14 protein-coding genes and 1 tRNA gene are annotated in these 13,621 nt (G+C 37.6%); 9 read left to right on the top strand and 6 right to left on the bottom strand.

Annotated elements, in window-relative coordinates:
* The first annotated feature begins 31 nt into the window (after nt 1-31).
* Together EXE09_RS16345 and EXE09_RS16350 are read left to right on the top strand one after the other, a co-directional pair.
* Nucleotides 32-895, top strand: a complete 864-nt coding sequence (locus EXE09_RS16345; protein WP_416332370.1) for a cysteine ABC transporter substrate-binding protein — start codon at nt 32-34, stop codon at nt 893-895.
* Between the two features lie 145 nt (nt 896-1,040).
* Nucleotides 1,041-1,117: transfer RNA gene (locus EXE09_RS16350), tRNA-Arg, on the top strand.
* Nucleotides 1,118-1,206: 89 nt separating this feature from the next.
* On the opposite strand, the gene EXE09_RS16355 is transcribed toward EXE09_RS16350, so the two are convergent.
* Both EXE09_RS16355 and EXE09_RS16360 read right to left on the bottom strand, forming a co-directional pair.
* Nucleotides 1,207-1,782, bottom strand: coding sequence for a hypothetical protein (locus EXE09_RS16355; protein ID WP_130117953.1), 576 nt, complete (start codon nt 1,780-1,782; stop codon nt 1,207-1,209).
* 23 nt (nt 1,783-1,805) lie between these two features.
* Nucleotides 1,806-3,101, bottom strand: a complete 1,296-nt coding sequence (locus EXE09_RS16360) for an SRPBCC family protein (RefSeq protein ID WP_130117954.1) — start codon at nt 3,099-3,101, stop codon at nt 1,806-1,808.
* Between the two features lie 176 nt (nt 3,102-3,277).
* On the opposite strand from EXE09_RS16360, the gene EXE09_RS16365 reads away from it, so the two are divergent.
* The 5 genes from EXE09_RS16365 (at nt 3,278) to EXE09_RS16385 (ending at nt 8,215) form a co-directional block, all read left to right on the top strand.
* Nucleotides 3,278-3,787, top strand: a complete 510-nt coding sequence (locus tag EXE09_RS16365) for a YcxB family protein (RefSeq protein ID WP_130117955.1) — start codon at nt 3,278-3,280, stop codon at nt 3,785-3,787.
* 51 nt (nt 3,788-3,838) lie between these two features.
* Nucleotides 3,839-4,477, top strand: a complete 639-nt coding sequence (locus EXE09_RS16370) for a fumarylacetoacetate hydrolase family protein (protein WP_130117956.1) — start codon at nt 3,839-3,841, stop codon at nt 4,475-4,477.
* A gap of 828 nt (nt 4,478-5,305) precedes the next feature.
* Nucleotides 5,306-6,667, top strand: a complete 1,362-nt coding sequence (locus EXE09_RS16375) for an NAD(P)-binding domain-containing protein (RefSeq protein ID WP_130117957.1) — start codon at nt 5,306-5,308, stop codon at nt 6,665-6,667.
* Nucleotides 6,668-6,852: 185 nt separating this feature from the next.
* Complete coding sequence (locus EXE09_RS16380) at nt 6,853-7,470, top strand: TetR/AcrR family transcriptional regulator (RefSeq protein ID WP_068973612.1); 618 nt, start codon at nt 6,853-6,855, stop codon at nt 7,468-7,470.
* Between the two features lie 61 nt (nt 7,471-7,531).
* Entirely contained in the window at nt 7,532-8,215 is a 684-nt protein-coding gene (locus EXE09_RS16385; RefSeq protein ID WP_130117958.1) for a hypothetical protein, read from the top strand.
* 1 nt (nt 8,216) lies between these two features.
* Here the strand turns inward: EXE09_RS16385 and EXE09_RS16390 are convergent, their stop codons facing one another.
* Nucleotides 8,217-9,023, bottom strand: a complete 807-nt coding sequence (locus EXE09_RS16390; protein WP_130117959.1) for an AraC family transcriptional regulator — start codon at nt 9,021-9,023, stop codon at nt 8,217-8,219.
* A gap of 102 nt (nt 9,024-9,125) precedes the next feature.
* Between EXE09_RS16390 and EXE09_RS16395 the strand changes: the two genes are divergently transcribed.
* On the top strand, nt 9,126-10,049 hold the full coding sequence (locus EXE09_RS16395; RefSeq protein WP_130117960.1) for a DMT family transporter: 924 nt from the start codon (nt 9,126-9,128) through the stop codon (nt 10,047-10,049).
* A 96-nt stretch (nt 10,050-10,145) separates the two neighbouring features.
* On the opposite strand, the gene EXE09_RS16400 is transcribed toward EXE09_RS16395, so the two are convergent.
* The gene (locus tag EXE09_RS16400) at nt 10,146-11,390 is read right to left on the bottom strand and encodes a YihY family inner membrane protein (protein WP_130113811.1); all 1,245 of its coding nucleotides are present in this window, start codon (nt 11,388-11,390) and stop codon (nt 10,146-10,148) included.
* A gap of 128 nt (nt 11,391-11,518) precedes the next feature.
* Between EXE09_RS16400 and wrbA the strand changes: the two genes are divergently transcribed.
* Nucleotides 11,519-12,112, top strand: coding sequence for an NAD(P)H:quinone oxidoreductase (gene wrbA, locus EXE09_RS16405; protein ID WP_087553826.1), 594 nt, complete (start codon nt 11,519-11,521; stop codon nt 12,110-12,112).
* Nucleotides 12,113-12,154: 42 nt separating this feature from the next.
* Here wrbA and EXE09_RS16410 read toward each other — a convergent pair whose 3' ends face one another.
* Nucleotides 12,155-13,093: an NTF2 fold immunity protein gene (locus EXE09_RS16410; RefSeq protein WP_130117961.1), complete on the bottom strand. Its 939-nt coding sequence runs from the start codon at nt 13,091-13,093 to the stop codon at nt 12,155-12,157.
* A gap of 156 nt (nt 13,094-13,249) precedes the next feature.
* The gene (locus EXE09_RS16415) at nt 13,250-13,612 is read right to left on the bottom strand and encodes a hypothetical protein (protein WP_068973618.1); all 363 of its coding nucleotides are present in this window, start codon (nt 13,610-13,612) and stop codon (nt 13,250-13,252) included.
* Nucleotides 13,613-13,621 lie beyond the last annotated feature (9 nt).

The raw sequence follows: 13,621 nt of genomic DNA on the forward strand, positions 1-13,621 counted from the left end.
TAAATTTTGTGTGAATAATAGGATGAAAATAATGAATTTATCTTTAAAAAATCTTAGTCATGTATTGGCTGCAACAGTTTTGAGTTTGGGTTTGGTGGCATGTAATAAAAATGCACCGACAGCGGAGAAAAAAGCTGAGACTGAAACAAACGTATCAAGCATTGAGCAAATTAAGAAAAATGGTGTGGTGCGCATCGGGGTATTTAGTGATAAACCACCTTTTGGTTATTTGGATGCACAAGGTAAAAACCAAGGTTTTGATGTTGAAATTGCCAAGCATGTTGCTAAAGACTTATTGGGTGATGAAAACAAAGTTGAGTTCGTACTCACTGAAGCGGCAAACCGTGTGGAATATTTAAAAGCCAATAAAGTCGATATTATTTTTGCTAATTTCACGGTAACGCCTGAGCGTAAAGACGTTGTTGATTTTGCCAAACCTTATTTAAAAGTATCTTTGGGAGTGGTTTCTCCAAAAGCCAAGCCGATCACGGATATTGCACAATTGAAAGATCAAACCTTGTTGGTGAATAAAGGCACAACAGCAGATTCATTCTTCACAAAATCACATCCTGAAATTAAGTTGCAAAAATACGAGCAAAATACCGAAACCTTTGATGCACTGAAAGATGGTCGTGGCGTGGCTTTAGCACATGATAATCTTTTGGTTCTCGCTTGGGCAAAAGAGAATCCCAACTATACTGTAGGCATTACCAGTCTAGGTCAGTATGACTTGATCGCACCTGCGGTGAAAAAGGGCGATAAAGCATTGTTGGATTGGCTCAATCAAGATTTAGAAAAATTATCTAAAGAAGGTATCATTCAACAAGCTTATGAAAAAACCTTAAAACCAGTTTATGGTGATACGATTGATCCGAAAGATTTATTAGTAAAATAAATTTGAATGGATTCAATGATGTTTTGATGGATTTATCAACGATGTTTGGATTGGGTGCTTATTTCCTAAACATACAGTCTAAAAAGATAGATAAAACGCTTTTCAATAAAGTGAAAAGGCGTATAATGCGTCCCATCAAGACGTCGCGCTCATAGCTCAGCTGGATAGAGCACTTGGCTACGAACTAAGGGGTCGGGAGTTCGAATCTCTCTGAGCGCACCAACTTGGTCATCGAAAGATGTAAAATTGACAAAAAACCGCTTAACTGCGGTTTTTTTGTGTTTGAAAATTATAAGATTATTCAATCAGTATCATTCAACTTTTTCTAGCTGATCTGAATTTTCAAGTGCAGGTGGCTGATATTCTTTCGCATGTTCAAGCTGAGTAATATCCATTTTAATATTGTCTGCTAGTACAACACTACGCCCAAACATCCGTCCAAAAATGACACGACAGGAAAGTTCTTTAGGCAGGGTTTTTAATTGCTTAAACTCATAGACACAATTCAGTTTCGATGCATCATTTTCAGGACAAATGCTAAATAAAACATCATATTTAAAATGATGATTCTCATAAACGATCGGATTATCTTCAAATTCATTTGCAGCAATAGAGCCCGTGACTTCAAATTGGTCATTCACAGGGCAACGAAAATGCGCATAATGAAAGCGATATTCATCATAAATTTTATGTAATGGTTTTTCACTCAAGGCTGTGGTGTTAAACATGAGATAGCCATGTTCATCTAATGCCTCGATTTTTTGTGGTGGGACATAGGTATATTCGGGTTCAATCGTAATAGGAACTTGATATTCAGGCATTTCCTCACATGCAACCAATAAAAATGCGCATGTACTGACTAAATATTGGCGACATCCCTTTAACATATAATCCTTGTCTATTTTTAACTCTACGGTTTAATTTTCTGTGCAAATAATGCATTGGCTCCAACAGCAGGTAGCATTTCATGATAAGGCAAACTACGTGCAGCTCTAAGTAGGAAAGGTGCTTTATCATCAATTTTCATTGCTGTGGTCATTTTTAATAAAGCATCACCATTGCCATGTGCAACAAACTGAATCTGTCCTTTTAAATAACGCAAGTCCCCACCATTGGCATAAAAATTATTTTCAGTTGGTTTTGGATAGGTAAAGTGCATTTTAAAATCAAACGGAATACTGATTACACCTAAGCCGACACTAATTTTAAACTCAGTATCTTGCCCCTGAGCAGTGATGGGTTCAACTTTAATCTTCTTAATCTGATTGGGCAAGATTTCCTTATAAGACAAAGGTTGTGTCCACTTTTGCAGCTGCTGTGGTGTGGCATTGTAATATTGATATGTCGTGGTGAATCTTAGTGCTTCTCGACCATGGGTATAAGGTACAGTTGTTGGATTCAGTACCAAACTTACAGTTTGTTGTGAACTCGCACTGACTTGTGCAATTTTATTGATTTGCGCTGTATTCAGTTGAGGGCTTGGTAATTGTCCTGCATTCAGTGCAGTGACTTTTTTAGCTGTGTATTTATTCTTTAAAGCTTCCATCACAAATGCGCCTGAACTGCTAGGAATGGCAAGTTTGACTTCAGGGAACGCATTTAAAATTTTCTTAAATAAAAAGCCTTGTGGCTGATTTAAGTCACCCCATTGGGTTAGGGTAATTAAGGTCTTGTTTTCACCTAAACTAAACCATTCAAATTTACCTAAACCATAGGGAATAGGACCACTGATGACCATGGTTGAAATGCTGTTTTGCCCAATTTGATGTTGCATCACGACATCCTCATTAAAATTCAACACAGGAATTGGAGTAGGAATCGAAATTTTATATTTGAGCTGGCTGACATTGCCTGCTTGTTCTAAAACCTTAGCAGATTTAAGCGTCGGGAATAATCCAACATATTGATTATAATTACTTAATGTTTTGGAAACTTCTTGGGTACTGACAGGAACGACAATTGCTGCGGTAGAAAATTTAGCTGTGGGCTGAGGATTTTTAACCAATGTAGGGAGCGAGGTTTTTATAGCAGGATGTGAATAAATCAAAATCTGATCTTGTGCAATTGCTGCAATTTCTTGTGCATTATTATCAAATGGTTTTAAGGCACTGGGAATATTATCTGACCAGGTGACTAGTTTTGCCAAACTCAGTGGACTAATACTTGCTAAAAAAATTAGGCAGATAGGCGCAGAAAAATGATTCATTGCAATTCCTTTTGTATATTTTCAATTGTTTTTATTTGAGGGTTTTCTACAAGCAACATATTTAAATGATTTAGCTTTAAAAAATAGAGGTGTTGTGTAATTTGGGATGAAAATCATCATGTCAACGTACAATCTGGTGTACTATTTGGGTATCGAATTTTTTGTATTGAAGCACTATGTCAGACAGTAAGCCTGCATTATCTGCACGTTATTATTTAAATTTAGAAGAATCACAAGATGGTTTTAAACTAGCAACTTTTGGTAAAAAGCAAATTACTCAAATGCTAACGCCTTTAGTGAGTGCGGGGATTATCATTTGGGGGATTTATCTTGTGATCAATAACAGCAGTGTGGGTCAGTATTATATTGGTCTAGGTGCTTTTTTTCTGCTGTTACAAATGTTGATGCGTTATTGGTTTTTACCGATGATGTTTAAACGCCAATTTGTGAAATATCAATTTGGTAAAAGCGAGCAAGGTATTGAACTTTTTCAAGAATATCTGGAATTGTTCAGTAGTGGTCGTCCAAAGAAAATTCATCACTATACCGATGTGGCGAAATTCGCTGAAGGCAAATTGACCTATATGATTGAGTTAAAAGATCGTACTGTGGTGATTGTGCCAAAACGTGCATTTGAAAGCTCAGAAGATAAAACACTTTTTGTAAATACATTTAAAAAACTATGATTTTAAAATTCATGTAGTTGTTATTTTGATGATAAATAGGAAGGGAAGAATATGAGTACACGTCCATCTAAAATTGTCTGCGTCGGTCGTAGCTATGCGGCACATATCGCTGAGTTGGGAAATGCTACACCAGATCGTCCTGTCTTATTTATTAAACCACCGAGCAGTTTAGTTTCTTTGCAAGAGGGTATTGCTTGGAATGAAAATTGGGGCAGTTTGCACCATGAGTGTGAAGTCACTTTACGTATTGATCAGCCACTAAAAGGTGAAACCAATCCTGAAAAAGCGTTGGAAGCGATTGGGGCTGTGACGCTCGGTTTGGATTTAACTTTGCGTGATCTACAAGATGATTTAAAGAAAAAGGGTCAGCCTTGGGAGCGAGCAAAAGCTTTTGATGGTTCATGTGTACTGGCTGATTGGGTGAGTATTGATGAAGTGAAAGCATGGGATGCGATCACGTTTGAGTTTGCTGTGAATGATCAAGTGCGCCAGAAAGGTGATACCTCTTTATTGATTTTTGATATTGGTTATTTACTCGCAGACATTAGCCAAGTGTTCGCGTTAGAGCTAGGTGATGTGGTGATGACAGGTACACCAGTAGGCGTAGGTGCTTTGGCTTCAGGCGATCAATTAACCATGACTTTGAATGGTCAGAGCCAAGATTTTGTTTGGAAAACTTTTGTGAAATAATAAATTTAGTGTATGTCCTTTAAGTTATTTAAATGACTTAACTGATGTTCCGTATTTAAAGTATGTCTAAAACTAAGAGTGCTCAAAATATTGACTATATAACAATATTCTTGAGCTAGCACAGCCCCCATCTATCTTGCAAAGTTTAGTTCAATTTGTGTAGGCGATGCCTAACTTTTGAAGGATCAAAAGTTACAAAAATCCTTTGTTGGGCGAGGGGTATATCCTATACCCCCGCCCAACGGCGACATCCATGTCGCCTAACGCGATAGCACCACTGAGTTGAAATCTTAATCACTAATTATTTTTTGATATTCATTGATGATAATCAGCTACTCATACATTAAAAGTGTAGAGGTATCCTAAAATATACTTCCTGCGTAACATCTGTGACCTAATTTAGTCAGGTTGTTTATTCCATCAAAAAAATATTAAAAGCAGATCAAATATGTCTTTGATCTGCTTTTTTTATGATTATTAAAAATAACTAATTGAAATATTTAGAAACTCTTGTAACAAATTATTATTCATTTAATTGATGATTTTGGCTAACCTAAATCTATTTTTGTGATATGGTGTATTTTCTTTGTATGAGTTTTATTCTTATTTAGAGATATTTTGTTGCATAAACAATGTGCTTTTCTCTAAGAACTCATATGCATTTGTATCAGCATCCTAATTTGAACGATGATGTTTATCCTAGAATTAAGATTCTATTCTTTCTTATTTTATTCAAAATAATGATGATTCTTATGGAGTTTTACTTCTAGCAGACTCGTCGATCTTTAGGAGCTTTTTTCAAAGAACTCAAAACTAATGGAGATAGCAATGACGAGAATTGCAATTGTCGGAGCAGGCCCAAGTGGCATGGCTCAACTAAGAGCATTTCAATCAGCAAAGGCCAAAGGTCTGCAAGTTCCAGAAATTGTATGTTTCGAAAAACAAGACGATTGGGGCGGACTATGGAACTACACTTGGCGTACAGGTGTAGATGCACATGGCGAAGCGGTACACGGAAGTATGTATCGTTATTTATGGTCAAATGGACCAAAAGAAGCATTGGAGTTCGCAGACTATACGTTTGATGAACATTTTAAAAAACCGATAGCATCCTATCCACCACGCGCCGTGCTTTGGGATTATATTAAAGGACGTGTTGAAAAAGCAGGTGTGAAAGATCAAGTCCGTTTTAATACGGCAGTTCAACAGATTGATTATGATCAACATACTGAACAATTCACGGTTCAAGTCTGCGACCATGCACAAGATCAAGTGTATTCAGAACAATTCGACTATGTTGTTGTCGCATCTGGACATTTCTCAACACCGAAAGTGCCAGAATATGAGGGTTTTGATCAATTTAATGGTCGGATTTTACATGCACACGATTTCCGTGATGCTGTTGAATTTAAAGGCAAAACGATTCTCATTGTTGGTAGTAGTTATTCTGCTGAAGATGTCGGTTCACAGTGTTATAAATATGGTGCAAAACAGATTTATAGCTGTTATCGCAGTCAACCGATGGGTTATAAGTGGCCAAAAAACTGGGCTGAAAAGCAACAACTGTTAAAAGTCGATGAAAGCAAAGCATATTTTGCTGATGGTAGTTCTGCCAAGATCGATGCCATTATTCTCTGTACAGGTTATTTGCATCATTTTCCGTATATGGCGGAAGATTTAAAGCTTAAAACCCACAATTGCTTATATCCACAATCGTTATACCAAGGCGTGGTTTGGGAAAATAATCCAAAACTGTTTTATTTAGGTATGCAAGACCAGTGGTACACTTTCAATATGTTTGATGCGCAAGCATGGTATGTGCGTGACATCATTTTGGGTCAAATTGATTTACCTGAGCAGGCGGAGATGCAAGCCCATTCACAAAAGTGGATTGCACGAGAAAGCAAGCTAAAAACGTCTGAGCAAATGGTGAAGTTTCAAGGTGAATATATCAAGCAATTGATTACTCTAACCGACTATCCAAGTTTTAACATTGATGCGGTAAATGAAATTTTTATGCAATGGAAAAAGCATAAAAAAGACAACATTATGGGCTTTAGAGATAAAACGTATCGTTCAGTGATGACAGGGAAAATGTCGAAGCCACATCATACGCCGTGGTTATATGCACTGGATGATTCTTTAGAAGCGTATCTCGATACTGAAAACAGAGAACAACAAGCCATATAGTTTCATTTGGCAATTCATGTAAATGGGTCGCTGAATAAAATATTGATCAATATTTTAAAATCCAAAAAGAGCTGTAGTTTTGCAGCTCTTTTTTATTGGCTTTTAGAAAGTGAATAGAACAGGACTTTTAAAAGGGATGCGAAACATGATATATTTCATTAAACGTTCGTTCAGTGAAGATATTGATGGCAAATTTACGTCAAGACCAAGCGCAAGAAACTAAAGAGAAATTATTGGTACAAGCAAGAAAATTATTTGCTGAAAAAGGCTATGCCAATACGTCGATTCGTGCCTTGGCGAAGTCTCTAGATATGTCGGAAGGGATTCTCTACCATCATTTTTCAGGTGGAAAGCGTGAAATTTTAGCAGTCATGGTGCAACAAGGTCTGGCTGAAGTGTTGATGACCTTGAACCAAAAAAATCACAATTTAGAACAACAGCCCTTAGCCATTGTTTTAGCAACGCTTTATGAAATGTGCGAGCAACTTTTTAATCAAAGCCCTGAATTATTGAAAATTATCATGCGTGAAAGTGATGTGATGGGGCTTGAAGAAGTGCATATTATTCAAAATGTGATTCGTTCGCGGATTGAATGGTTGGCAAATCTATTAAGACAGCGTTGTGCTTTGGGTGAAGTGCGTGAGATGAATTTTGAATTGTCTGCACAACAGTTTCTTGCCATGAGCATACAATATGCTTTGGGTAAATTATTGAATATGAATGTGGGTTACTCATTGTCAAAGCAACAAGATCGTCAGGCGATTGTTGAGCATACTTTGATGTTATGGGCACCGATTTCTTAAATTTTTTAACTTTTAACTGAACGATTGTTCAATGAATTTTATTCATTCATGAGGTATTCACATGTATTTCGGACACTTTGCTGTAGGAATGGCATTAAAAGCCAAATATCCACAAACACCTGTTTTACCTGTCATCTTGGGAGCAGGGTTTTTAGACTTAATTAATGGGACTTTGGTGGCGACAGGCATCGAAAAAGTTACGCCAAATTTGGATGCTTTACCTTATTTATATTTTGATTTGACCTTTATTGATTGGGATCATTCTTTATTGATGGCAATCATTTGGTCGCTCTTTTGGGGTGCGTTATTTTTAAAAAATAAGCAAATCTCCATCATTGCGACCTTATCTTGTTTTCTGCATTTTATCGCAGACTTGCCGATGCATAATGCTGATATGGCATTGTATCCCTTTGCGCAACAACATCTAGGTTTGGGGTTATGGGGCAAATTGGGAATAGGTGCATGGGTTTTAGAAATTGTATTTTCAATTGTTCTATTGGCTTATGCATTTATTCAGCATAAAAAGCAGGGCGAGAATATCTTCTGGCAAGTGGTTTTGATTGGATTGTTGGCTGTGCAAATGTCACCGTGGACATCACCAATGAAACATGTCGCAATGCTATCTGAACCCAATGCTTCAATCACACATGGTATTTTTGTGGCGATTGGATTTGTAATTCCAACTTTGATTTTGGCAGTGCTATATCGCCGTAGTGGAAAAGGGAAATTACAACTTTCGGCTTGAGTCAGACTTCGAGTGATCTCCTAAATTGATCAGGCGTCACTTCCATCCAACGCTTAAACATGGCAATAAAAGCCGAGGCATTGGCATAACCCAAATCTAGTGCAATGCCTTCAACGGTTTTTCCCTCACTTAACATGCTCATGGCTTTCATCACTTTTAAGCGTTGTCGCCATTCATTTAACGACATGCTCAGTTCTTTTTGTGCCAAACGCGCAAGGGTGCGTTCTGTGGTATTGATCTGCATAGCCAGTTCAGACAATGCACTTTGATCAGCTGGATTGTCATGTAGATAATTCAAAATTTGCTTGAGCGTCGGATGATCGGTATGTGGTAAATAACTTGCCACATATTGTGCATGGTGCAACTGATCAAGAAGCACTTGTAAGAGTCGTAAATGTTCAGCTGAATCTGTAATTGGGTGTTGTTTTAAATGCAATAAAATTGCGCTGACTAAGGGCGCAGTCAGTAATATTCCCGCCTGTTGTGGTAGTTGTTGGCATAATGATTCGTGAATATATAAAGTCGCATGCGATACCGAAGTTCGATTTAACCCACTGTGCTGTAAATTCGGTGGTAACCATAAACCATAAGGGGGTGGGGTAATATAATTGGTTTGGTCAATATTCACCTCCATCACACCATTAAAGGCATAAACAAATTCTCCCCAAGCATGCCCATGAAGTGGATAAATAGATAATGCAGGATCATCTCGAAAATCAATCCAAAGCGGTGCTTCAATTTCATCATTGGTCAATAATCGAGTGTAATTTTCAGCTTGTAGGGCTTTTTTATTGATTTTATGGGGCATCTGAAATTTGCCTGAATTTGAGGATGGTTTGTCTGTTCTCAAGTATATCTTATAAAAACGACAGGATTATAGTGGTGCTATTGTTCTGTTGAGATAAATATCGTGGATATGCGTAAAGCACTTGATGCCAAAGCATCAGGTTTAATGATCATGTTGTGTATGATTTGGGGTTTGCAACAAGTGGTACTCAAGCTTGCAGCCGTAGATATTGCACCGATCATGCAAATCGCAATTCGATGTGGGCTTTCTGCATTGATGGTTTATCCATTGATCCGACTCCCGCAAGGCGTGAGCTTATTCTCCAAAGATTATTTACTTGCAGGGATGTGGTTGGCTTTTTTATTCTCAGCCGAATTCTTTCTCGTTGCAGAAGCTTTACGTTTTACTTCTGCTTCACATACCGTAGTTTTACTGTATACCGCACCGATTTTTGTCGCATTGGGGCTGAATTGGAAGTTTGCCTCTGAACGACTTTCTGTTTTGCAATGGACAGGAATCTTCATAGCCTTCGTGGGGATTGTCGTTACTTTTATGGGCAAAGATAGCCAAACTGGGCAATTCTCCAAAGTGCTTTTAGGCGATGCGATGGCTTTACTTGCAGGGATCATGTGGGCGCTCACCACCATTTCATTACGTTTAACCAAACTTGCTGAAGCACATCCGACACAGACTTTGTTTTATCAGTTGATGGGTGGTTTTATTCTGCTCATGCCTTTGGCTTTTGCTTTGGGACAAACTGAAATTCGTTGGACTTTACTCACCTTTTCAAGTTTGGCTTTTCATACTTTGATTATGTCTTTTGCTAGTTTGATGATTTGGTTTTGGCTATTGAGAAATTATTTAGCTAATCATCTTGGGGTGTTTTCATTCCTCACACCGTTGTTCGGGATCGCATTCGGTATTATTTTCTTAGATGAAAAGCTTGAAGTGAATTTTATTATTGGCACTGCTTTGGTGATGTTGGGAATTTTAGTGGTGAGTTTACAAGGATGGATTCAACGTAAAGTATTGCACATTTCTGAGTGATCTTATTTTCAATGTATTGTGCGATGATTCTCAAGTGCAAGATTCTCAAGTGAAGCATGCACTTGAGAATCGTATTATTTATTGACAAATAATCAGCTATTTATCATCTAAAATGGTCGAAAGCGGAATAGATAACTTCGCTGCCAAATATTCATCAGATTCGATCAATGTTGGTCCGATATGCTTCATCCACACATCATCGTCATGGACATGTTCGACATCCTTACGGCGTGGCAAGGTATATGGCAATGAGGTATAAAATGACCAAAAATCAATTTCATCAAGATTTCTCACCAAAACATACTCATTATTATCAGTACGTTTGATGAGATTCTGTTTTTCTAATAATTGTACATAGACAGGCCAACGTCCAATTTCACCGCGTCCTAAAATATCTAGGGCTTCGACATCGGTGACTACTTCACCTGTTTTTTGCTTTTTATAAAACAGTTCTAAAATATCGAGCATCATCAAAACAGGATGGCGAGTCTGAATTTTCCCTGTATGAAATGCGGTCAGTGCATAACTAATTTCAACGCCCAAAAGCACGATATTCCATGAGAGGAAAATCCAGAGTAGGAAAATTGGGATCGCTGCAAATGCACCATACACAATGGTATAACTGGTGAAATTCGCCATGACAAAACCAAAAAGATTTTTCAATAATTCAAAAGCGATTGCACCAAATAATCCTGCAATTGCCGCAGCTTGAATTGGAATACTGCGATTCGGAATAGTCCAATAGAGAATGAAAAAGCCTAAAACAGTTAAGCCAAAGGAAACCAACATCAATAAGATGGAGCTATCCACCTGATAACCTGCAAAGTTATTACTCAGGACACTCATTGATGCCATGGCAGAGGAAATGACAAAGGCACTACCCAGTAAAATAGGTCCAAGAGAAATAATTGTCCAATAACGCATAAAACCGATAATACCATTGCGTGTTTCTTGGACACGCCAAATACGGTTAAATACAGTTTCAATACTGGTCAGCATGAGCACAGTAGTTACGAATAGAAATAACACCCCGATGACTGTTAAATTACTGGAGTTATCGGTAAAGACATTAAAGGCTTTATCAAATGCAATACTGGTTTTCGGCAGGAAGTTGCTATAAATCATCTGTTGAAGCTGTTGCCGTGCAGGCTCTAAGGCTTTAATCGATGAAATGATAACAAGGAAAACTGTTAACATCGGTACAACTGCGAACAGGGTGGTATAGGTCAACGAGCCTGCTTGTTCACGACAGCGATCTGCTTCAAAACGACGAATCACGAAAAGAATAAACTGAAACCAAGTTTTCTGATAAAAGGGTAATTTTTTAAGTAATTCAATCATATATCTTTGATCTCAGCTGTTTTTCAATTGCTTTTTAATTTATCTTTCGCTATTTACTCAAATAGCTTACCCAAAAATACAGAGAAATACCGTATAGTTTTCTTTTAATTCAAATTTAAATTATCACTATGCAACCTTATGTTCTTGTTCTTTATTATAGTAAATATGGCTCAACCAAAGAAATGGCACATTTGATTGCCAATGGAATTGAAAGCGCAGGTGTTACAGTCAAAATTCGTACAGTGCCCAATTTAGCGACTGTCGTGACTGAGGCTGCTGCCAGTATTCCAGAAGAGGGTGATATTTACTGTACTTTGGATGATTTGCAAAATTGTGCAGGTTTGGCACTCGGTTCGCCAACACGTTTTGGCAATATGGCTTCGGAAATGAAGTATTTTTGGGATCAAACCACCAGTCTTTGGCTCAATGGTGCTTTGCACAATAAGCCAGCTTGTGTATTCACATCATCTGGTTCGATGCATGGCGGTCAGGAAAGTACTTTATTGACCATGTTACCGCCATTGTTCCATCACGGGATGATGATTATGGGGCTGACCAATGCCAATCCAGCATTATCGAATACCAAATCAGGCGGAACGCCGTATGGTGCAACGCATGTCAGTGGACCACGCCATGATCAAAGTTTGAGTACAGATGAGAAGTCATTGTGTGAAACACAAGGGAAGCGTTTGGGTGAGGTGGTGAGAAAACTGAGTGTTTAAGTTTTAAATTTGATGCTAATTGAGCCTAATATACAATTAGCATCAAAGCCCATATTTTTTCCAACCACCTGAGAAATGATGTTTTTCATCAATACGCCATTCACCTTCGATGAGAAGCAATGTATAGCGATTTTGCCCTTCTAAACGATCACGGGTAAAAATATACAGCTTTTTTTTACTTGCATGGTCAATATCAGTCATGATTTCATCGGTATAGCTGAAATTAGGAGCATGTGAATAATGTAAACCATCTGGGCGATAGCCATGACGTGGCTTATCTGTACAATATTGCTGAAAAATCTGTTGGCATTTTTGTTGAAGTTCGTCGCAGAAACCGATTTGTTCAGCAGATGCTTCCCATTGATTTATTGCTTCAAAGAAATGGATTAGTTTAGCTTTGGCGTCCTCAATTTGAGTATGACTAAAATATTGTTTATTTTTCTTTTGTAAATCACGTTGGTTTTGTTCGAATTCTGCAATTTGTGCAGCACTAAACATATTAGCAATCACTCGCAATTTAGGATGTTGTGCTAAAGTCATTAAGCCATCAAAACTCACTTGGGTATCATGTAGTAACAAGGTTGAAAGTTTTGGGATGTTGAGAAAGTATTGCAAGGTTTGATCATTCACCTGAGTATTGCAGACCCAAATACAATCCAACTTTTTATGATTTGTAAAAGATTTGAAACCGTCTCCAGTCAATTTTGAATTTACAATGAATAAGTAATTTAAACTTTGAATTTGAGACAAGTGGGTTAGGGCGACATCAGAAACTTGGGTATTTTCAAAATTTAGATTAACCAATTTCGGAAGTTGTGCAATTTTTTCGAAATGATGTTCTGAAAGAATACATTGTTTAAAAGATAGCCCCAATAAGCGTTTACATTGTAAAATAAATTCAATTTCCTCGTCTGAAAATTGATGATTCTCAAATTCTAATGTTGTTGTGGATGGCTTAGATTGCTCAATTTTAATGTGCATTTTCTATAATTTACCCTGAATTTGGAACACAAACATTCCAAAATTTTAATTATGTATAGATTTTATAATTTGGAATGCTAAATAAACAAAGCTCTTTTGTGATGTAAATAATCATTGAAAAGAGCATCGTTCTTTTACAGGAATTCTATAATCGTATTAATTTACATTAAACCGGTGTTTACAGCTTTTACATTGATAATCAAAGAAAATATTTTGATCGACAATCACACCAGCTTTTTTACCAAAGCGATTACCAAGGAAACCACCTGTAATTCCGACACTAATTGCACCGACAAATGTTCCGACAGTTCCGCCAACGATGACACCTAAAGGGCCAGCAACCGTTCCAATTGCCGCACCGATTGAAGCGCCAGAAGCTGCGCCACCAACTGTTCCTGCAGCAGCACCTGCAGAAGTCAGTAACACACTGCCTGCTTTGCCTAAAAGTTGTTCGTGATCACGTCGTTCTAGGTCTGTAGAGCCACACTTTGGGCAACTTACACTTTGTTCATCAGTCATTGATTTGTA

Source organism: Acinetobacter sp. WCHAc060025, assembly GCF_004209355.1.
GTDB lineage: Bacteria > Pseudomonadota > Gammaproteobacteria > Pseudomonadales > Moraxellaceae > Acinetobacter > Acinetobacter wuhouensis.